Source organism: Neisseria weixii (assembly GCF_002327085.1).
Classification (GTDB): domain Bacteria; phylum Pseudomonadota; class Gammaproteobacteria; order Burkholderiales; family Neisseriaceae; genus Neisseria; species Neisseria weixii.
This window is the reverse complement of record NZ_CP023429.1, coordinates 1,190,561-1,212,003: the sequence shown is the minus strand read 5'-3', so window position 1 is coordinate 1,212,003 and position 21,443 is coordinate 1,190,561. Positions and strand designations below refer to the sequence as shown.

Annotated in this window: 13 protein-coding genes and 2 pseudogenes; 1 reads left to right on the top strand and 14 read right to left on the bottom strand. The window is 48.2% G+C overall.

The window, feature by feature from the left end; all coding sequences use genetic code 11:
• Window positions 1-77: 77 nt before the first annotated feature.
• From CGZ65_RS06195 to CGZ65_RS06140, 13 genes and pseudogenes are all read right to left on the bottom strand, one after another.
• Window positions 78-1,388, bottom strand: a complete 1,311-nt coding sequence (locus CGZ65_RS06195; protein ID WP_096296112.1) for an MFS transporter — start codon at window positions 1,386-1,388, stop codon at window positions 78-80.
• A gap of 85 nt (window positions 1,389-1,473) precedes the next feature.
• Window positions 1,474-2,945: pseudogene (xylB, locus tag CGZ65_RS06190) on the bottom strand (xylulokinase).
• A gap of 81 nt (window positions 2,946-3,026) precedes the next feature.
• Window positions 3,027-4,397 carry a D-arabinitol 4-dehydrogenase gene (dalD, locus tag CGZ65_RS06185; RefSeq protein ID WP_096295240.1) on the bottom strand — a complete coding sequence of 457 codons (1,371 nt, stop codon included), beginning with the start codon at window positions 4,395-4,397 and terminating at the stop codon, window positions 3,027-3,029.
• A 577-nt stretch (window positions 4,398-4,974) separates the two neighbouring features.
• A complete protein-coding gene (locus CGZ65_RS06180) occupies window positions 4,975-6,885 on the bottom strand; it encodes an alpha-amylase family protein (RefSeq protein ID WP_096295239.1) in 1,911 nt (636 codons plus the stop codon).
• Between the two features lie 481 nt (window positions 6,886-7,366).
• Window positions 7,367-9,454 carry a site-specific recombinase gene (locus CGZ65_RS06175; protein WP_096295238.1) on the bottom strand — a complete coding sequence of 696 codons (2,088 nt, stop codon included), beginning with the start codon at window positions 9,452-9,454 and terminating at the stop codon, window positions 7,367-7,369.
• A 248-nt stretch (window positions 9,455-9,702) separates the two neighbouring features.
• The gene (trxB, locus tag CGZ65_RS06170; RefSeq protein ID WP_096295237.1) at window positions 9,703-10,653 is read right to left on the bottom strand and encodes a thioredoxin-disulfide reductase; all 951 of its coding nucleotides are present in this window, start codon (window positions 10,651-10,653) and stop codon (window positions 9,703-9,705) included.
• Window positions 10,654-10,850: 197 nt separating this feature from the next.
• The gene (locus CGZ65_RS06165) at window positions 10,851-11,432 is read right to left on the bottom strand and encodes a hypothetical protein (protein WP_096296111.1); all 582 of its coding nucleotides are present in this window, start codon (window positions 11,430-11,432) and stop codon (window positions 10,851-10,853) included.
• Window positions 11,433-11,552: 120 nt separating this feature from the next.
• Window positions 11,553-12,059: a hypothetical protein gene (locus tag CGZ65_RS06160; RefSeq protein WP_096295236.1), complete on the bottom strand. Its 507-nt coding sequence runs from the start codon at window positions 12,057-12,059 to the stop codon at window positions 11,553-11,555.
• 457 nt (window positions 12,060-12,516) lie between these two features.
• Entirely contained in the window at window positions 12,517-13,593 is a 1,077-nt protein-coding gene (locus CGZ65_RS15110; protein ID WP_415906968.1) for a diflavin oxidoreductase, read from the bottom strand.
• Entirely contained in the window at window positions 13,530-14,315 is a 786-nt protein-coding gene (locus CGZ65_RS15105) for a flavodoxin domain-containing protein (protein WP_415906967.1), read from the bottom strand. The genes CGZ65_RS15110 and CGZ65_RS15105 overlap by 64 nt, the downstream gene beginning before the upstream one ends.
• Before the next feature lie 484 nt (window positions 14,316-14,799).
• On the bottom strand, window positions 14,800-16,050 hold the full coding sequence (gene glyA, locus CGZ65_RS06150) for a serine hydroxymethyltransferase (protein ID WP_096295235.1): 1,251 nt from the start codon (window positions 16,048-16,050) through the stop codon (window positions 14,800-14,802).
• A gap of 140 nt (window positions 16,051-16,190) precedes the next feature.
• Complete coding sequence (locus CGZ65_RS06145; RefSeq protein WP_096295234.1) at window positions 16,191-16,550, bottom strand: hypothetical protein; 360 nt, start codon at window positions 16,548-16,550, stop codon at window positions 16,191-16,193.
• Window positions 16,543-17,286, bottom strand: a complete 744-nt coding sequence (locus CGZ65_RS06140; RefSeq protein WP_096295233.1) for a nitroreductase family protein — start codon at window positions 17,284-17,286, stop codon at window positions 16,543-16,545. The genes CGZ65_RS06145 and CGZ65_RS06140 overlap by 8 nt, the downstream gene beginning before the upstream one ends.
• Window positions 17,287-17,527: 241 nt before the next feature.
• Here CGZ65_RS06140 and CGZ65_RS06135 point away from each other — a divergent pair.
• Window positions 17,528-17,748, top strand: a pseudogene (locus tag CGZ65_RS06135) (YdcH family protein).
• A gap of 51 nt (window positions 17,749-17,799) precedes the next feature.
• On the opposite strand, the gene recB reads toward CGZ65_RS06135, so the two are convergent.
• A complete protein-coding gene (gene recB, locus CGZ65_RS06130; protein WP_096295232.1) occupies window positions 17,800-21,423 on the bottom strand; it encodes an exodeoxyribonuclease V subunit beta in 3,624 nt (1,207 codons plus the stop codon).
• Between the last annotated feature and the right edge of the window lie 20 nt (window positions 21,424-21,443).

Here is a 21,443-nt window from a genome sequence, read left to right as displayed (position 1 = left end):
GGTATTTTACCTGAAATCAATACAAAAAGGCCGTCTGAAAAACAAGTTTTCAGACGGCCTGATGGGGTTCACTCAAATCAGACGCTTTTCTCTTTACGCCCGTAAATATCGAAACCGGGCTGCTTCACACGTAACAGGAAGGTTACGCAGAAAGCAAAAATATACAAGGCAGTATAAGCATACACCACGCCGATAAAACTAAACATCGGCAACACTAAAGTCGCAATTGCGGGCGCAACGAAATTCGACAAACCGGCTGACAGGTTATACACCGAGATGGCCGCGCCTTGGTGTTTCGGTTCCAACGTAGTAAACACAGCCGTCATCGGCACAAATGCCGCCACAAACCATCCCAGCAAAATTGCCGGAATCCATGCCATCATGAATTCGGACGTTGAGGCACCTTCTATGCCCTCCGGTGCGATTTTGTTGTACCATTGCGGCAGATAATAAAACACCAGTGAGGAAACCGCCATACCGATACAGCCGAACCAGCGCACTACTTTTACCCAGCCGAGCTTCTCGCCGACAATACCCCAAAACACATTCGAAATCAGTGTGGTGGCAAAGAATACCGTCCAGATTTGCAGCCATTGCGAAGTGGTAAACCCCAACTCTTTGGTAAACATCATCGGCATGATGACGGCAAAACCGAACAGTGACAAGGTGTTGATAATACGAATCCAGCTTGAAAACAGAATTTGGCGGTTGGTAATCAGCAGTGTCACCGCACGGCTCAATTCGCCGAATTTTTCCTTCATCGGCAAATCGTGCATCGGCGATTCGGAATTGACATTGCGCAACATCACCATTGCCATCAGACCGCCGGCAATACAGAACACCAAGGCCAGCCAAAGTGTACCCATTTCCCCCATAGCAGGAATAGTCAGGCTTGGGATGAAGCTGCCGAACACGCCGATACCCACGGAATAAGTTGTCCAGAACCAACCCATAGACGGACTGATTTGGGTGCTTTTCACGTTTTGTACAATCATCACGATGAATGAATAGAGAAACAGCGGATAAGCAAAACCACGGATGCCGTAAAACAGCATAATCAGCGGATAGCTTTTGTCTCCCAAGCCAAAAATTAAAAACAACACGTGAAAAACACACCACATGATAAAACCGATAATCATGGTTTTACGCGGAGTGATGATTTCCGCCAATACGCCGGAAATCCAAGCCGACAATGCTGCGGCAAAGCCGTAAACTGCAAAAGCCGAAGAAGATTGCGCTTCCGTAAAGCCTAAGTCGGTAATGTATTTTGACAAAAATGCCAATTCAAAACCGTCGCCGGTCATAAACAGGGCAATGGCAAGATAGCCCCATACCAAATTCAAGGGCATACCCAGCCATTGTTTGGTTTCTGTTTCTAATTTATTCATCATCATCCTTTGATTTGAGATTCAATAAATGCCGTCTGAAAGCAAACAGACGGCATTCATCACTGTGCTTATGATTCATAAAACTTCAGATCGCCTGAGCCTGTCTAAAAGCTTTATCTTGTTGGTACAAAGCACGGAACAGCGCATAACGTTTGACCAAGTAGTCCGCATTGGCGGCTTCAGGTTCAAAAACTTGCGCAATTTCAGGCTTGGTACAAACCTCTTTTTCATCGGCACCGGCAGCCAAGGCCGCCAAACGTGCCGCTCCCAATGCGCCACCGGTTTCGCCGCCTTTATGGGTTACAATCGGTAATTGCAGTGTATCGGCCAGCAGTTTTGCCCAGAAAGGGCTGCGTGCGCCGCCACCAATAACGAACATTGTTCGATATGCGTCCCGCTTTCCTGTAAAACGCGTACACCGTCGGCAATGCCGAAGCCCACGCCTTCAATCACAGCATAACCCATTACCGCGCGGTCGCTGCTATGGCGGATACCGTGGAAAACACCGCTGGCAAACGGATCGTTATGCGGTGTGCGTTCACCTGAAAGATAAGGCAGAAAAATCGGCGCATTGGTTTTTTGTTCCGCACTCAAGCCGGCGATTTCGGCCAACAAATCAGCTTCACGCGCACCAATCAGTTTGCAATACCAGCTCAAACAGGCCGCCGCACTCAGCATTACGCTCATTTGATGCCAGCGCTTAGGCAATGTGTGGCAGAAACAATGCACCGCGTCTTTGGGCGCAGGACGGTAGGCTTCGTTCACCACAAACACCACACCCGAAGTACCCAGTGAAATAAATGCATCACCCGGGTTTACCGCACCGACACCTACCGCGCTGGCAGCATTGTCACCGCCGCCGCCGGCCACGATAACATCCGAGGCCAAGCCCCATTTTTCGGCAATTTCCGGCAAGAGCGTGCCGCTGCTTTCACTACCTTCAATCAAGACAGGCATGTTTTCCCGGGTCAAACCTGTGGCCTCCAACACTTTATCCGACCAATCGCGCTTGGCCACATCCAGCCACAACATACCGGCCGCATCCGACATTTCCGATACTTTTTTGCCGGTCATTAAAAAGCGGATGTAGTCTTTCGGCAGCAATACTGAGGCCGTCTGAACAAAAATTTCCGGCTCATGTTTTTTCACCCACAATAATTTCGGCGCAGTAAAACCCGGCATGGCCAAATTACCGGTGATGCCGTGTAAATCAGGTACGGCAGCTTCCAATTGAGCACATTCTTCCGCACTGCGGGTGTCGTTCCACAAAATCACCGGGCGCAGCACTTGATTGTCCTGTCCCAGCAACACCGCGCCGTGCATTTGGCCGGATAAACCGATGGCCTTTACCGCATACCAAGCCTTACCGGCTTTTTCACGCATTTTGGTCATGAGATCGTTGGTTACCTGCCACCATTCCGCCGCTGATTGCTCCGACCATTGCGGATGCGGACGCTGGATAGAAAGCGGCAAACCGTGCGTACAAACGATATTGGCGTGTTCGTCCAGTAATAGCGCTTTGATTTCGGATGTGCCGTAATCTAAACCGAGATACATAATGATTTCCTTAAAGGCAATGAAAAGGCCGTCTGAAAGATATTTTTCGAAGTTTTGTCTTTTCAGACGGCCTGGTTCGGTTTATTTCACAAATTGACGCGCTTTGGCGACTTGTTCGCGCAACAAGGCTTCAAAATCGGCATTCTCAGCCAATTCGCCGAACAACGCTTTATCGGTGGCAAACACATGAATCGGGTCATCAGATTCAAACATCGCATGCACCGCAGCTTCATCCAAAATACCGTCCTGATATGCATAGGGCAGCTTGCCTTGGTGCCATTGTTCCATAAATACGAAGAAAATTGCCGGAATCAATGCGGTGGCCGCCGGGCGTGCGCCTTGTTTATAGCGTTCGATTAAGGTTGGCTGGATTTGCGCCGGAATTTTTGAAAAACCGTCGGCCGCAACGCGTTGATTGGTGTCTTTGATGTGCGGATTGGTAAAACGCTCCAGCACCACATCGCGGTATTTACCCAAATCAATCAAATCGTTGCCCAAGCTGGCAATCACGTCTTCGGTGACATAATCATAGGCCACTTGGCGTACTTTATCGTTTAAGGTGCTGTCGTGGATAAATAGTTCGTCCTGCAAAGTGCCCGCCCATGCAATTGCAGCATGCGGCACATTCAACACTCGGATTTTGGCTTCTTCGTAAGGAATCACCGATTCCACCAATTCCACACCGACTTTTTCCAAAGCCGGACGGATACCGTCTTTAAAATTATCTTCAATTACCCATTGGATAAAGGTTTCACCCATGACCGGCGCTTTATCGTCGATGCCGGTTTTTTCTTTGATACGCGCAGGCAAATCTTCAGCAGGACGCGGCACAATGCGGTCAACCATGGTGTTCGGCGTAGTGGCGTTTTGCGCCAGCCAATCAATCAAATCGTTTTGATCGGTTAATTGCAGAAATTCAACCAAACCATCATGGAAACGCTCACCGTTGTGGCGTACATTGTCGCAACACAATAAGGTCACGCGGCCGTCTGAAAGCTTCATGCGCTCGCGCAGGATTTTAACAATCACGCCGTAGATGGTTTCATGGCCGCCCTTCAAATCCGCCTGCAAAGCCGTATCGTTTTGTACCAGCTTGAATTTACTGTCAAGGTAATAGCCTGCTTCGGTAACGGTAAAGGCGATTACTCTGGTGTTTTCCGCCGCTCCCACGGCAATCAGTGGCGCCAAATCGGCTGCCCAGCGAATCGGTTGCTTGATGGATTTAATCACTTCATATTCACGCTCATCATGCGGACTGACGGTTTCTAAAACATATTCGCCGTTTTGAGCCAACATTGCTTCCACAGTGTGCTCGCTGTCGTTACGGATATTACCTGCCGCAATCGCCCAACTGTCGTCGCCGGATTCAATCAATTCATTAAAATACCATGCTTGGTGTGCACGATGGAATGAACCGAGGCCGATATGCAGCCATATGTATTGTTGACTCATTGCAAACTCCTTTAAAATCGCATTATCCGTGAAGTTAAGTTATATAATGTAACGAATTTCGTTTGATTTATATGTAACTTTCTGAAACTCATTTTTTGATTTTACTTGAACTTAATTTCAGGTCAAGAATTAATTTTACTACACGACAACCAATATTTTATTAACATAATTTAAATATAAATTATTTAAATTCAAAATATTATGTAAAACTACATCTAATAAAAGGTTAAGACTGATGATAAACCAGCTAAAATCAATCTTCTGCTTATCATGTTGTAAGTATTAAATATTGAATTTTACTACTATATGACACTAGATTAGTGATTTATGTTGATTGCATTTTTTGAAAGATAATTTCAAGAAACCAATTCACATTTAAGCTCTACTCAGCAGCATTTTGAGTAGTCAATAGTAAAAAATGTAAAAGTAGATATTGTTCTTTTGAATGTCTAGGCTCATAAAAAGGGCTTTATTGTGCTGTATAACTAAAAAATTATGATGAAGAAACCAAAAAAAGGCCGTCTGAAAAACAAGTTTTCAGACGGCCTTTAAATCACTTCAATCAAAATTCAATGCATTACGCGATTTCCAACCACATCACTTGATACGGACGCAATTCCACATCTTGATTCAATTTTACGGTTTCGCCGCTGATTAAATCTGTCGCTTGGAACGGCATCGCCTGCAACGCGTGTGCAGTGATGGTTTGTGGGAATTCACTGAAGTTGGCAAAGGCCAACAGCGCATTGTTGCGGATGTAGCCGATAACGTGTTTGTTGTGCGTATAGAACGTTACCAAACGGCCACCGTCGAAACGCGGATTGTTTTGGCGAATCTCAATCATGTGGCGCAAACCTTGATAGATTTGGCCTGCAGTAGTCGATTCATCGTGACGCTGATTGTACAATTCTTCATTGTAACGCGGACGGTGTGCCCAGCGGCTATCATCACGTTTGTTTTCGTCATGTGACCAATCGGTATCGTTTAAAGTGCCGACTTCATCGCCCAGATAAATCAATGGCAAACCGCCCGTACTCATCACAATGCTATAAAGTAGTTTCAAGCGATCAACGGCAAACGGGTCGTTTTGCGCCAAACCGACCAATGCTGCTGCCGTACCGCTCACGCGGCAATCGCCGGTAGTTGGGTTGTATTGGAACGGTTCGCCGCGGGCAAAGCTGCCATCGTAATGATTGACAAAGAAGCGGTTAAGGAATTGGCGGTGGTCATAACCGTGAATACCGAATTGACCGGCATCTTCGTCGGCAAATGTCCAGCCGATGTCGTCATGGCTGCGCACATAGTTCACCCATGCGGTGTGTTCCGGCAGATTGTGGCGGTAGGTCAATGCATGATGCAGTAAGTTGACTTCGCGCGTAGCTAAGGTGTTCCATAGTAAGGCCATCTGCAGTGGGTTGTAGCCGATTTGGCATTCATTTTGGCTGATGTATTGCACTACTTCATCAGGGTGAACAATGGCTTCGGATTTGAAGAACACGCCCGGTGCGGCAATGCGCATCACGGAATTAAACGCGCGAATCAAGGCATGGGCTTGCGGCAGGCTTTCGCAGGTCGTACCCATCTGTTTCCAAATAAAAGCCACCGCATCCATGCGCAGAATATCCACGCCCAAATTAGCCAAGAACATCATCTCACCGGCCATAGCGTTGAACACCCAAGGGTTGCTGTAGTTTAAATCCCATTGGAAAGAATTGAACGTCGTCCATACCCAACGGCCGTCTTCCAATTGAGAGAAGCCGCCCGGATGTTGATCAGGGAAGATTTCACGCAAGGTACGGTCATATTGGTCAGGCATCCAGCGGTCGGGGAAAATATAGTAGAAATTGTCATATAAAGGATTACCGGCCGCGCATTCTAATGCCCAATGATGCTCGTTTGACGTGTGGTTGAAAATAAAATCGACTACCACAGAAATACCGGCCTCGTGTAAGGCTGCAATCACATCGCGTAAATCGTCAATCGTGCCTAAAGCGGGATTTACATCGCGGTAGCTGCTTACGGCATAGCCGCCGTCACTTTTACCTTCCGGACATTTAAACAGCGGCATCAAGTGCAGATAAGTCAGCCCCAATTCCTTGAAATAAGGGATTTTTGTTTTCAAACCCTGCAAATCGCCGGCAAACAAATCGACATAACACACCCCGCCGACTTGTTTGTTCGACAAAATCCAATCGGGATCGGCTTCACGAGCCGCATCGGTTTGCTTCAGTGATTTGGCACGTTGTGAATAGCTTTGCCATGCTTGGGAAAACAATTGCTCCAGCATCGGCAAAACAGCTTCATTGCTGCCGTAAACATTATCCAACTCATACATCAAGCTCGGAAAATGCATTTGCAAACGCTCGTTGAATTTTTGCCAATCTTCCGAACGCTCAATACTTGCCCGCTGCTCGGGCGTGTAAATCGTCAATACACGCTCTTTTAAGTGCTGAAGGGTCAAATCGACCTGCTGGGTTTGAGTCAACATAATGCCTGCTCCGATTAAGGTAAAATATCAAACAGTCTGAATTAACAGGGAAATTTTTTAAAATTCTTTTACACTGCCAAACATCATACTGCAAGTCATAGCCCATGCCTAGAGGCTGCCAACCGGTTTTCATTACAATATTGCCAATCGCTTCATACGGCTATTTGTTTATCATGAGGATGTGATTATAAAATCATATTTATCTAATTGATTTTATAATAATTAAATTTAAATCATGGTTAAAATTTATCATCTACATGCTTTAAATGAATACCTTTATTTCATATAGAAACTGTGCATATCGTTTGACTCAAATCAAAGGTCGTCTGAAAGAAAATTTTTTCAGACGGCCTTTGGCATTATAAAGTGGCAATCTCATGCGCATAATCATCTGATAGCACAAAAAAAGTGGTTAATTGCATCGGAGTTGATGTACTGTAGGCAGATGAGCCGTAAGCAGTAATTTATAATTTTGGCAGAATCAGGCCGTCTGAAGATGAAAACAGGATTCTTTTGTTGAAGAATCCTGCTGACGATTGCTTTTAAAGAGGTTAGTGTGATTTTTGATCGCCGTTATCTTTGCCGTTACCATTGGCACTGCTTGGAATCTGTACGGATAAACCAATTGCAGCGGGTTGGTTTTGACTTGGGCCCACACGTTTTTGATGAGGTTCGACATACTGCTGATTTCTGTGCCGCGTGAACGTAAGGCGACGTATAAAGCCAAAACAAAACTGACAATCAGATTTACTGTGCCGATAGCTAACACGCCGATCATGCCGTAGATGAACGCAGCCGCGCCAATATCACCGCTTACTGCTGCATAGCCCAAGTTGGCCGAAGAAAAAGCCACATGACGGATATCGAGCGGCAGATTAAAGAGATGGCCGAAAAAGCCGGTCATTCCCAGCAGCATACCGAAAATAAAATTGCCCATCAGCGAGCCGTAATGATTGTGCATGTATTCAGCAAAGTGCTTGCGCAAGGCCGCAGGCATGATTTTGCGTAAAAAGGGATTCACAGTCAGGCGGTTGCGTAAATCCAGATAATCGGAACGGTTGTCAAAAAAGCCCGCGATAATCCCCGAGCAAAACAGCCAAACTCCGGCAATAGCAGCATACCACAGTGTCGGCTGAGTAAAGATATCAATCGATTTTAATTGATAGGCCACGCTTTGTTCACTCAATAAAGGCTGCTGGTTGCTGCTGATAAAAGCTGCCGAAATCACACCCGCCAACAAAATCGCCACCACCACATTGCCAAATACAGCCACACTTTGCGAGCGGCACACATCAATCAGCAGCTTAGCCAATTTATTGTCGACCGCGCGACCGCGTTCGTTTAAATCAACTTTTTCGGCAAATCGCGCGGCGGTCATGGCCGGTTGCTTGGTGGCGACGGTGAAATGCAGCATATGGATAATCATGAAGCCTATGCCGTAATTCAGGCCGGATAATACAGATTTGATGAATTCGCTGTAGCCCAGGGTGCTGATATGGATTTTGTTCAGCGCCATTAAAGCGATAATCACACCACCACCGGCTGCCGAGTAGAGCATGCTCATATATTCTCTACGGTCACGCGTGATGTAGTGTTCGCCGTGGTTGCTGGTATTTTCGGTGATGCTGCGCGCCAACATGCGGATGCTGCTTCGGCGTAATTCACGTGTGCTGTATTGGCCGACGGCAGCATTAATCAGGTGATTCATCAGCACAATAGTCAAACGTGTGCGCTGCTGCGGCTGGGTTTGAATATTGGTTAAAAGTTTCAGGCGGCCTAAGGTCTGCTGCAAGCGTTCCAACAAATGTGCTACTTTGACTGATGAGCCGGAGCCTGCACCAGTGCCGCGACGAGCCAAGTATTCCACTTGTTTAACGCATTGATCGAACATCACTTCCAGATGAGCGGTGTCGTAAGGCGTGGTTTCGAGGCGATAATGTTCAATCAGCTTGGCCATTTCGCGTTGCAAGGCGACAAAAGGCGAATCGGAATGCAGCAAGCGCGGCGCAATGCGCACCAATTCCGGCTCAATGGCTTCGGAGGCAATCCAGAGTGAGAGCATTTCCATTGAGCGGAGCAGAGAATCGGTCAATTTGCGTTGCACAATTTGCAGCAAAGTCGGATCCGCATGCTCTTCAATCAGCTCATATAAAGCCAACCATTGTCGCAAATTCAGGGTTTGCAACCATTTTTCATCGCTTTGGGTATGGAAAAGGTAAAGAAAAACTTCCAATAAATTATTGAAATCTTTGAAAGATGGGCTAAAGCGCTCATAAATGCGGATGGTAATTTCGCGGATAAAGCTGTCACGTGAAAATAAGCCGAGTTTGATGAGCGCCGGATAAACGTGTACTTTTTCCAGCCAAATATAAAAACGTTGGCTGAATTTGCGGGCTAAATCCGGATTGTTTTTCAGTGTGGCAATGATTAAATCAAAACGCTCTGAGGCCAGTCTTCTACCGCCGTTGCGCAAAAACCTGATGATGGCGTTGAGAATCAACACAAATTCTTTGCTCTCGAGTGCTTCGTTGAGCTGTACGTGCAGGTTTTGGGCAGTGAGTTTTTTCATTGAGTGTTTTCCATAAAAAATATGAGCTTAATGGATATTACTGATAGATAGCACAAAGCGTTGTTTTTATGTATGGCTAGATTTTTGCTGCGGAGAGCCATAAGAGTGATGCCGATTATAACCATATTTTGCTTTGTGTATGTGTCAGATGCAGCAGGGTATGGTTAAACGGCAATTCTTTAAGCTTATCATTGAATATATTACAAAAGGCTGTCTGAAACGTTCAGACAGCCTAAGTGAATGAATATTTAAAGAGTTTGGCTGTCTAACCAACGTTCTGCATCCAAAGCCGCTTGGCAGCCGGAAGCGGCGCTGGTAATGGCTTGGCGGTAGGTATGGTCTTTCACGTCGCCGGCTGCCCATACACCCTCGATATTGGTAGCGCCGACATTGTCTGCCGTACCACCTTTGGTTTTCAGGTAACCCGTGGCATCCATATCCAGTTGGCCTTTGAAAATATCGGTGTTCGGTTTGTGACCGATGGCGATAAACACGCCTTTGACGTCGATATTTTCGATGTTGCCGTCGTTGTGTTTCAAGCGTGCGCCAGTCACGCCCATGTCATCGCCCAATACCTCGTCTAAGTTGGTATTCAGTTTCAGAATGATTTTGCCTTCTTCAACGCGTTTCATCAGTTTGTCGACCATGATTTTTTCCGCGCGGAAGGTTTCGCGCCGGTGAATCAGGGTAACGGTTTTGGCAATGTTGGCTAAGTACAGCGCTTCTTCGACAGCAGTGTTACCGCCGCCGACCACGGCCACATCCTGCTCACGGTAGAAGAAACCGTCGCAAGTGGCGCAAGCGGATACGCCTTTGCCGGCAAAGGTTTCTTCGCTCGGCAACCCCAAGTATTTGGCCGAAGCACCAGTGGCGATAATCAGCGCATCGCAGGTGTATTCGCCCATATCGCCTTTGAGTGTGAACGGGCGGTTTTGTAGGTTAACCGTATGAATTTGATCGAAAATCATTTTTGTACCGAAGCGTTCTGCATGGGCTTGGAAACGTGCCATCAATTCAGGGCCTTGCACACCTTCTGCATCGGCCGGCCAGTTGTCGACTTCGGTGGTGGTCATCAATTGGCCGCCTTGTTCGACACCGGTAATAATGACCGGATTCAGATTAGCGCGTGCGGCGTAAACGGCGGCGGTGTAACCGGCAGGACCCGAACCCAAAATAATCAGTTTGTGATGGTTGCTCATGCTGTTTCCTTTATGGTTGGCATTTTCAGACGGCTTATTGTACTGAAAAGGCGTGTGCTTTGGAATAAATGGTTTTTACTATCTTTAATAATAGCAATAAAATATATTAAATTAATGAATTTTGATATTTTAATATATTTTAAAAATGAATAAGGCCGTCTGAAAGAAAAGTTTCAGACGGCCTGTGTAGATTATAATTAACGTCGGCGGCCAAAACCACGACGGGCAGGGGCTTTGCGGCGAATATTAGACGGTGCGGCCTGCGTTTGACGATAGTTCGGTGTGGTGGCCGCACGGTTTTGCGCCGGTACGGAACGGGTGTTCAGTTGCTGGCTGGTGCGTGCGTTCGGGCGGGCGCTTTGGTAATAGCTGTTGCGCGCACGTTGGGCAACCGGGCTGTTTTGGTTATTGGCTTTGGTAAATTTATTGGCCAAAGCATTACCGATAAATGCACCGGCAGCGGCACCAATCAGGCTTTGCAGCAGCCAGCTGCCGGTGGATTGGTCATAGATATATTGTTGGCCGTCGGTACCGGTTACCGGTCCGCCGTTGCCGTTGTTGGCCAAGGCTTCGGCAGGAATGGTCTCTTTAACGGCATCTTCTGTCAATTGGTAAACGGTATTGTCTTCTTGTGCGGTGGCTTGGTTATTTTGTTGGCTTAATTGTTGTTGCAACGCTTCGATTTGTTTTTGCTGTTGTTCCAATTTTGCTTGAGTATCGTCTTTGCAGGCAGCTAACGCGAAAGTCGATAATACAGCTAAGGCAATGATTTTTTTCATTTTGGCTTCCATAATAAAGATGGTGTTGTCTGAGCCGATTGACTCGGCAAAATCCGTCAAACAGATTATGAGTCGTAATATAGGGGAAATTCAGTATTTATCAAGTCAGGTTGCGGTTTTTTACAAAGGCATACGCGGCAATTTGGCGGCAAAGGCCAGAGTGTTCGCGATCAAATTGCCTTGGCTTTCCATTTCGTGTTCAGTTTCGATAATGAGCAGGTTCGCCGGACGGTTGGCGTGCAGCGCCATTTGGATATCAGCCGGAATAAACGGCAAATTATGTTTGAATGCGAAAGCTTGGGCGCGTTGGTTGGCGGTTTTGAGCATAGGGATTAAGGTGATGTCGAGATGGAAACGGCGCACGCCCAAAACCAAAATACGGGCGGCAAAGAAATCGGCCTCTTCGGTAAACACAGCCGGGCTGGCTTGGTTGAACTGATGACGCTCGGCAGCGATTAAAGTGGCGATGGTGCGGATATTCGGCAGCATGGCTTCGCTAATCAGATTTTCTGGCGCATCAGGCAATGTGCCGTCGCACAAATCGCTGCGGTGGATATTGCCATCGACAATCATGCGGCAGCGGTGTAATAGTTTGGTTTGAGTAAAAATGTTGGCGGCGGGTTTCATGGGTTGCTCCTTAAAGTAAGTTCGAATGTTCTTAATCTTTGGGGGCGGCAACCGTTGAAACTGAAAAACAAAAATGCCGCCCGATTTCACGTGGCGGCATGTTTCGCGTTTGCTTATTTTTCTATGCTTCAGACAAGCGCAAAAAAGTACCGCACGTTGGTGTGGTACCAATAGTAATAAGCAACTGAGCGAATTTGCGTTTGCATGTTGGAAAATCTGCTTTATTAAATGAATGATTGGGCTTAGTTTAAAACAAAAAGTCGAGTAATTTCAATATCCAATTCACAAATGCGATTAACATTTGTATAAGCTGTTGTAATCCTTCCAATTTATTTTACCTTATTGCTGTGTTTAAGTGGCATTATACTGGATTTTCACTGCCAAACATGTAAAGGCCGTCTGAAACATTTCAGACGGCATAAGCTACTTCAAGATGGAGGAAAATCGGGATATTTAATCAATACACATCGCGTTGGTAACGTTTGTCTTCACGCAAATCATTGAGATAGTCTTCCGCATCATCGTGGCTCAATCCGCCTTGCTCGGTAATCACGGCCAGCAAGGCTTCTTCAACATCGCATGCCATGCGGGTGGCATCGCCACATACATATACATGCGCGCCTTCTTGCAGCCATGCCCACACCTCGGCGGCATTTTCAGTGATTTTGTGCTGTACATACACTTTGTCTTTGCCTTGACGGCTCCAGGCCAAATCGGCCCGGGTTAGTAAGCCGTCTTTGCGGAATTGCTGCCATTCGATTTGATACAGGAAATCATCGTAAAAACGTTGGTTGCCGAAGAAGAGCCAGTTTTTGCCGCTATCACCGTTGGCTCCACGTTGTTGCATAAACGAACGGAACGGAGCCACGCCGGTGCCTGCGCCAATCATGATAATCGGTGTGTCGCCATTTGCAGGTAAACGGAAATGCGGGTTGGGCTCGACGAATACTTTTACCTCACCACCTTCTTCCAAACGCTCGCCGATAAAGCCCGAAGCAGCGCCGGTGTAGGTTTGGTCGTGATGGTTGAAACGCACTACGCCGACGGTGAGATGCACTTCTTCGCCAACTTCATCCTGCGCCGAAGCAATGGAATACAGGCGCGGCGTTTGCGGACGGAACAGGCCGAACAGGGTTTGCGCATCCAAGGCTTTCGGATAAGTCGCCAACACACCCACCGGCGGCGTGATGGCCAGATAGGCATCGAGTTTGTCGCTATCGGACACAATCTCACGCAATTCGGCATGGTCGGTCAGTTCGGTATATTGCTGCAAGAATGCAGGGGTGTTTTGGGTAATGTCGGCAAACTCGATTAAGGCCGTCTGAAGGTCGGTTTCTCTGCCATCGGCGAGTTTAACCGTTTCCGAGCCGCTCAATTGGGCAAGATTCAAGATTTCTTGCACGGTATCGGGCGCGTTCAACGGCCAAATGCCCAAAGCATCCCCGGCTTGATACTGAATGCCCGATCCGCTTAAATCGATTTCGATGTGTTCAACGTCTTTTTCCGCATTACGCGCGGTAATTTTTTGGCGCACGGATAAAGTGGCGGTGTAAGGCTGCTCTTTGGTATAAATCGCGCCGCTTGCTGCGGTTGCGCATGCAGTAGCAGCATTGGGGCAGGAGCAGCAGAGGCTTGAGTAAAGAGTTCGGCCACTTTCGGTACCAGTGCATCAATCCACGCATCGGCAGCAGCTTGGAAATCCAAATCGCAAACGCCTAAATCAGTCAAACGGCTGCCGCCCAATCCGGCGAATTTGCTGTCGAAATCTTTACCGGCTTGGCAGAAATTCGGATAAGAAGAATCGCCTAAACCCAATACGGCAAAGGTGAGTTTGCTTAAATCAGGCGATTTTTTACCGAACACGAATTTATACAGCGGCACAGCTTCTTCCGGTGGTTCGCCTTCGCCTTGGGTGGACGTGATCAGCAGTAAAACGTCTTCTTCAGGCAGGGTTTTGCTTTTGAAATCGGCTACCCCGACCAAGCGTGCACTCACACCGGCGGCTTCAAGTTTCTGATGCAGGGATTCGGCCACCCGGCGGGCATTACCGGTTTGCGAAGCAGATAACACGGTAACGCGGCGGGCAACAGCAGACGCAGCGGTTTCGGAGGCAAAGGCGGCTGGTATCACACCGGCACTGCTTGCCGCGCCTTGGCTTTGCGCCCAGCAATAGCCCGACAGCCAAGCCAATTGGGTTGGTGACAGGGTAGATAATTGCGCCGAAATTTCGGCAGGTAGCGGATGGGCTTGACTCATGACGGTTCCTTTGTCGAGGCAGTGCGTTGCTGAATATTTCCGCTAACGGCCGCCACATTTTGATTTTGTGCTGCGTATGCCTGCAACGGCAGGCATTTGAAGGTAGCGCTACTTTATACAGGCCGTCTGAAAAAGGGAAAGAATGGTTGATTTTAATTTAATGCGTTTTCGTTATAAGTTTTCAGACGGCCTGTACGATAAGGCCGTCTGAATCAGTAAGATATTCATTATTTGGAATAAAATAAGAAAAAGCCGTCTGAAACGCATTTCAGACGGCTTTCAAAGGAAACAAACTGGTTTCAGACGGCCTGACAAATAATAATCTGAGACCTTTGCAAAACTTCAGATTCAAGTACAGCTTGAAGTTAGAGCAGTGCAGAAAGTTCCGACATATCATGGAGACAGGCAAACTTTCAAGCAGCGCATAACGAAGAAATGTGTTAAAAATGAAGATTTTGCAAAGGTTTCAGGCCGTCTGAAAAAATTACGCGCCGTAAACCGGATATTTATTACACAAATCGGTAATTTGTTCGTGCACTTTAGCCAAGTTGGCTTCGTCTTCCGGATTTTCCAATACATCGGCCAGCAAGTTGGCTAACACGCGGGCATCAGCTTCTTGGAAGCCGCGTGTGGTCATGGCAGCCGAACCGATGCGGATGCCTGAAGTGACGAACGGTTTTTCAGGATCGTTCGGGATGGCGTTTTTGTTCACGGTGATGTGTGCGTTACCTAATGCGGCTTCGGCAGCTTTACCGGTAATTTTCATCGGTTGCAGGTCAACCAAGAAAACATGGCTTTCTGTGCGGCCGGAAACGATGCGCAAACCGCGTTTGACCAATTCTTCCGCCATCGCAGCCGCGTTGATTTTCACCTGTTTGGCGTATTCTTTGAATTCAGGTTGCAGGGCTTCTTTGAAGGCCACGGCTTTGGCCGCGATAACGTGCATCAGAGGACCGCCTTGCAGGCTTGGGAAAATGGCGGAATTCAAAGCTTTAGCATGATCTTCGTTACGGCACAAAATCACACCGCCGCGTGGGCCGCGCAAGGTTTTGTGGGTGGTGGTGGTCACGAAATCGGCAAAAGGCACCGGATTCGGGTATTCGCCACCGGCCACCAAGCCCGCATAGTGCGCCATATCGACAAACAGATACGCGCCTACTTTATCGGCGATTTCGCGGAATTTCACCCAGTCGATTTCCAAAGCGTAGGCAGAAGCACCGGCCACGATCATTTTTGGTTTGTGTTCCAAAGCCAAGCGTTCGACTTCGGCATAATCCAATATTTCGTTTTCATCCAAACCGTAGGTCACAGCGTTGTAAAGCTTGCCGGAAATGTTCACGCTGGCACCGTGGGTCAAGTGGCCGCCGTGTGCCAAGCTCATGCCCAAAATGGTATCGCCCGGTTGCAATACGGAAGCGTAAACCGCTTGGTTGGCTTGCGAACCGGAGTGTGGCTGTACGTTGGCATAAGCTGCGCCGAACAATTCTTTTACGCGGTCGATGGCCAATTGCTCGACCACGTCAACGTGTTCGCAACCGCCGTAGTAACGTTTGCTTGGGTAACCTTCGGCATATTTGTTGGTTAATTGTGAACCTTGGGCTTCCATAACGGCGCAGCTGACATAGTTTTCAGAGGCAATCAGCTCAACGTGGTCTTGTTGGCGCTGCACTTCCAAATCCATGGCAGCGGCTAATTCTGGGTCGTATTTTGCGAGGGTTACGCTTTTTGAAAACATGGGTTTATCCTTTGAGGTGGAATGGTCGTGAAGGGGGAAATGATGTTGCAGACAAATAAACTGAGTAATGTACCAAATTGGCTGTAATTGTCAACAATTTTAGGCGTTTATTGGAAAATATTGTTAAGGCCGTCTGAACACTAACGGTCAAACATATCTTCCTGCTTCAAATAAAAATCGATTTTGCCGATAAGCTGTTCCAAATCATATTCAGCCTGCGCCGCTTGCAGGTTTTTGGCCAAATCCTCCAGTGCCAGCATCTGTAAGCGTTTTTCTTCCAAGCGGCGGGCTTCTTCGCTGAAGATTTTCACGTTATCAGGTAATTCAAACGCCACGTCATTGCCGTCAATCGGATAAAAAGCTTCATCGTGAATGCTAAATTCGCCGCTTAATTGGGGAGCATGGTCGTAATCGGCATCGTTGACCGGCATCCAGTAAGGGCGGCCGGCAAACAATACAAACTGCCCGCCCGCACCGAAAACGGCACGGATTTTAGTCATGTTGGCCGCTGCCCAGCCAGCCTTGTTGAAAAATCAACGGCTCGTTTTTCGGCTCGGTGCTGCTGTAATAGCGGGCGAATTTTTCACGGTAAGGCAGCTTTTCACGCGCTTCGCCGAATTCGGTCATGGTTTGCTCGTAGGCCTCCAGACCGTCTGAAAGGGTTTGGTCATCAGGATAGCGGTTTTCGGCGTAGACGGTGTGCTCGGGCAAACGCGGTTTGACGCGCATTTCAATGTCGGGCGTGCCGATACACAGGCCGAATAGGGGAAACGTGTTTTTCGGCAGATTCAATAATTCGATGATGTGCACCGCAATCATGCGGATGCCGCCGATGTAGCATGTGCCGTAGCCCAGGCTTTCGGCAGCGACAACGGCATTTTGTGCAGCCAGCGAGGCATCGGTGACGGCAGTAATTAAGTTGTCGGAATGAGATGCGGCGGTAAACGTGCCGTTATAGGCTTGCGAACACAATTCGCTGCGGTGTAAATCGGCGATGAAAATCAGAAAAATGCTGCAGGTGGCGACTTGCGGGTTGGCCGGCTGCAGGGCAGCAATTTGCTTGCGCAATTCTTCATCCGTGATGTTGATGATGGTGTAATGCTGGCCGTTCATCCACGAAGCCGCTTGGCGTGCGCAATCGATGATGGCTTGTACGTCTTCTTTGGGCATGGTGATGCCGGTTTTGAAATGGCGGAATACGCGGTGGTTTTTCATGGTTTCGATGGTGTGATTCATGTTTTGTCCTTGCGTTTGCGTGTTTTGATGATTGTAAGGCGGTGTTTTTACGCCGTCTAGGGGAAAGGCCAATCCTTGGTGGGAGATGTTCGGCGGATATTTGATTTAAAGCAGATTACAACCGCAAAAAAAACTGGCTAAAAATATTGCCTTTGCTATAATGTAATCAAGAAATCGACAACACAACACAGGTTTTACCGTGTTATTTTTACTTTGATTTGAAAAAGAGAGGAAAACAGATATGTTCCCAGAATATCGCGAATTGATTTCTAAATTAAAACAAGAAGACGCACACTTCGCCCGCTTGTTTGACGAACATAACGAGTTGGACGACAAAATCACCGGCTTGGTCAATAATCCGGTGACTGCGGGTTCGGACGGTATTGAAGAGCTGAAAAAGAAAAATTGGCATTGAAAGACCGCTTGTACGAAATCTTGTTGAAAGCCGACGGTAAGGCTTAAGCATAGTATAAAAGGCCGTCTGAAACGAATGAGTTTCAGACGGCCTTTCTTTTATACCCAATCCGCCAAATCTTCTGCATGAATATCCCACGACCAAATGCCGTTTTCCGTGCCGTTCATGCCGCGCAAAAACAGATAGCGCACGGCGATTTGCGGCAAAGCAAGGCCGCGCAGCTTGAAATAGCGGCCTACGGCGATGGCGTAAATCAGGGCTTGCAGGTAGTAATGATGTTCGGCCATGGCTTCGTTCATGGCTTGCGGAGTGTAAGCCGCTGCATTGGTGCCCAAGTAATTGGATTTGTAGTCAATCACGCAGACTTGGCCGTCTGAAGTGAGGCAGGTCATGTCGATAAAACCGTTGAGATAGCCCTGCACATCTTGAAAATCCAGCCTTTGCGCCGCTTCGAGGCATTCCGGCGGTAAGCCCAAATGTGGCTGGGCAAACCATGCGCGTAATGCGGCAAGGTTGAAATCATGCATATACAGGGTGAAGCCCATTTCGGGTAAACGCTCGTTCGGTTGAATGTCCGACAAGGTATCTTTGCCTGAAATCGGCGTTTCGCGGCAACAATCCAACAAGGTCATCACAGCGGGCAGCCATTTTTCTTCAAAGCCGTGGCGGGTCAAGGTTTCTAAAATCTGTTTGCTTTGTTCGGCGGCAGGTGTTTGGAACTCGAGATTTTCCAGCATATCGTGCAGACACAAGCCCGCATTCGTGCCGCGCGGGAAACGATGGATGCTCAATTCGTCATGATCGCTTTCTTCAACCACGTTTTCAGACGGCCTGATGTTGCTTTCTGCGGCATCCAAGCTCGGTTGCAATTCTTCGCGTTCGCTGTCATGCGCTTTGACGTGGCGGCTCAAGCCGGTAAAGCTGGTATGGCGGATGTATTCAAATCCACGTGGCGGAATACTGGCGGCTTGATACTGTACATCGGTTTGTCTGGCGGAATGATAAGCGGCGGAGAGAGGTGCATCTTCCGTGAATACAAAATCGGTATTTTCATTTTCGGCCTGCCCGCTGATGAATTTTATCCAATTGTTTTTCAGCATGGCCATTTCTGCCGCTCCTTTTCCGGCTTTGCGCTCACTTTCATAAGCGGCTTTAACGGCTTCACGCGTGCTATCGGCACGGCCTTCGAGCAGATAGGCGAAGGTGTTGTCGTCGGTATCTTGGCAATAGGCGGCGTAAATATTCAATTGTTCTTCGGCGCGGGTGAGGGCGACATAGAGCAGGCGCAGGCGCTCGGCCATTTCTTCGTCAGACAATTGGATATGATCGCCATCATCCAGTTGGTGTTCGGCCAGTAATTCACTTTCCCCTCCGTCGCGGTGTAGAATCTGCCAATCATGCGCTTTATTGTCTTGCGCGTCCCATACAAAAGGACAATACACCAGCGGATACTGCAAACCTTTGGCCGCGTGCATGGTGACGATTTTGACTAAGGCTTCATCGCTTTCCAAACGCAAAACATGACTTTCGCTTTTATTGCCGTTTTCTGCCAGATTGATTTGTGCCAACAGCCATTGATGCAGCGATGCCGGGCTGCGGCTTTGCTCGTTTTCTGCGGATAATCGTTCCAGCAATTGATGATAATTGGTCAGACTTCGGTTGTTGCCGTCTGAAAGCAGACGGGTTTCGATACCGTGCTCGGCAGAAAAATGCTGCATGGCAGTGTAAATGCCTTTTTGCTGCCACTCTTGGGCGGCGCGCTCGGCGGAATCGATCCACGCCAACAGTTCGGCTTCGTTTTGATTGAGTGCGTAAAGTGCATCGGCATCATAGCCGAACAATACGCTGCTTAAGGCAAAACGCAGTGATTCGGTTCGGCGCGGATTGAGATAAAAATCCAATAAAGCAGACAAACCTTGTGCTTCAGGCGAGGCGAATACAGATTCGCGGTGCAGCAATACGCTTTGAATGCGGCGCGATTTCAAGGCTTGCGCAATCATGCTGCCTTCGTTGTGGGTGCGCACCAATACCGCAATGTCGCCTGATTCCAGCGGCTGCCCTTTGAAATTCAGACGGCCTTCTGCCGCTTCATTTAAAGCAAAAGCGATTTCATCGGCACAATATTCAGCGGCACGTTTGCGCAAGGCATCTTTATTCATCGGCTCGGTTTCACTGCCATGTAACCAACGCACCTGAATAGCGGGACGGCCGGGCGACAAACGGCTTTCTTCACGCGCCGCGCCGACGGGGTTGTAATCAATATTTTCCAATACAAACGGACGGTTTTTGCATTGAAACAGCGAGCCTATGCCATTAATCAGCTTGGCATGGCTGCGGAAATTGGTCGCTAACGTGTAATGCTGTTGTGCATCTTCTGCGGCTTGCAGATAGGCATAAATATCGGCGCCGCGAAAACTGTAAATCGCTTGCTTCGGATCACCAACTAAAAATAAGGGATTGTTTTGACGTATAAAAATTTGGCTGAAAATCTGATATTGCAGCGGATCGGTGTCTTGGAATTCGTCAATCAGGGCGACCTGCCAAGTGGCCGCGACTGCTTCGGCCAAAGCTTGGGCGTGCGGATTGCCGGGTTGTAATGCGTTGGACACATCCAGCAATAAATCGTCAAACGTGCGTTCGCGGCGGGATTTTTTCTGTTCGGCCAAAGCCAGGTTAATGTGGTCGAGCAAGTCGAACTTGAGCAGGGTGAGGGCATTTTTTTCTTCTTCCTCGGCTTGGGTCAAATCGCGCCCGAGATTGGCCAGCATCTGCAAATCAGCCAAAGCGGCGGCATCAAGGCTTTGGCCTTTTTTGGCTTTGCCGGCCAACAAATCTGCGCCAAGCATCGCTAATTTATCGTAATTTTTCGGCAGATAATCTTGTTCGGCCGCGTGTTTGAGCTGATTGAACAATGCTTGGAAAGTGTTGCTACGGTAGCTGTTGCCGTTCAGATCGGGGTGAATACGCCAAAAGATTCCTTCCAGTTCGGGCAGATTGGCTTTGACTTTGGCCCACGTGTCGGCAACTTTTTGCTGCGATTCGGCCAATAGGTTTTCAGGCCTTCTGAAACGCAAATACGGGCGGCCGGTAAAGCTTTGAATCTCGGCCAACATATTTTGCGGCGTATATTGATGCTTGAAAACCAGCTTGGCCAACTGCGGATTATTGCTCACGCGTCCACGCCAAAAATCCTGTGCGGGCACCAGCAACCGCTCGCGGCTGTCGTCGGTGAGTTCGACATCAAATTGCGTTTGGCACAAAAAGGCAAAATCGCGCAACACGCGCTGGCAGAAACCGTGGATGGTATAAATCGAAGCGTTGTCGAAACCGCCGATAGCGGCTTTCAGGCGCACGATCAAGCGCGCTTGGCTTTCTTGTTCTAACGCTTTTTGCAGCAAGCCGTAGAGGAATACATCACCGGAGTGTTCGCGTTCGCAATATTGACTGAGGCCGTCTGAATCTTCAGCCGCGTTTGCCACGCTTTCTAAAGCTTGCAACACTTCGTCCAAACGCGCGCGCAAACGGGTTTTGAGTTCGGCAGTGGCGGCTTTGGTGAATGTCACCACCAACACTTTGTCTACCGGCATTTTTTCCAACACAATCAGGCGGGTAAACAGGGCGGCGATGCCGTAAGTTTTGCCGGTGCCGGCAGAAGCTTCTATCAGGTTGGTGCCTTGGATGGGAACCGACAGCGGTTTAAAAGCGTGAACGGAATGGGACATATCGCAAAAGGCTTGAATGA

What these genes read in the sequence shown, in the direction of transcription:
- CGZ65_RS06195 (WP_096296112.1), bottom strand. Translation starts at nt 1,388, where the DNA reads ATGAATAAATTAGAAACAGAAACCAAACAATGGCTGGGTATGCCCTTG.
- dalD (WP_096295240.1), bottom strand. Translation starts at nt 4,397, where the DNA reads ATGAGTCAACAATACATATGGCTGCATATCGGCCTCGGTTCATTCCAT.
- CGZ65_RS06180 (WP_096295239.1), bottom strand. Translation starts at nt 6,885, where the DNA reads ATGTTGACTCAAACCCAGCAGGTCGATTTGACCCTTCAGCACTTAAAA.
- CGZ65_RS06175 (WP_096295238.1), bottom strand. Translation starts at nt 9,454, where the DNA reads ATGAAAAAACTCACTGCCCAAAACCTGCACGTACAGCTCAACGAAGCA.
- trxB (WP_096295237.1), bottom strand. Translation starts at nt 10,653, where the DNA reads ATGAGCAACCATCACAAACTGATTATTTTGGGTTCGGGTCCTGCCGGT.
- CGZ65_RS06165 (WP_096296111.1), bottom strand. Translation starts at nt 11,432, where the DNA reads ATGAAAAAAATCATTGCCTTAGCTGTATTATCGACTTTCGCGTTAGCT.
- CGZ65_RS06160 (WP_096295236.1), bottom strand. Translation starts at nt 12,059, where the DNA reads ATGAAACCCGCCGCCAACATTTTTACTCAAACCAAACTATTACACCGC.
- CGZ65_RS15105 (WP_415906967.1), bottom strand. Translation starts at nt 14,315, where the DNA reads ATGAGTCAAGCCCATCCGCTACCTGCCGAAATTTCGGCGCAATTATCT.
- glyA (WP_096295235.1), bottom strand. Translation starts at nt 16,050, where the DNA reads ATGTTTTCAAAAAGCGTAACCCTCGCAAAATACGACCCAGAATTAGCC.
- CGZ65_RS06145 (WP_096295234.1), bottom strand. Translation starts at nt 16,550, where the DNA reads ATGACTAAAATCCGTGCCGTTTTCGGTGCGGGCGGGCAGTTTGTATTG.
- CGZ65_RS06140 (WP_096295233.1), bottom strand. Translation starts at nt 17,286, where the DNA reads ATGAATCACACCATCGAAACCATGAAAAACCACCGCGTATTCCGCCAT.
- recB (WP_096295232.1), bottom strand. Translation starts at nt 21,423, where the DNA reads ATGTCCCATTCCGTTCACGCTTTTAAACCGCTGTCGGTTCCCATCCAA.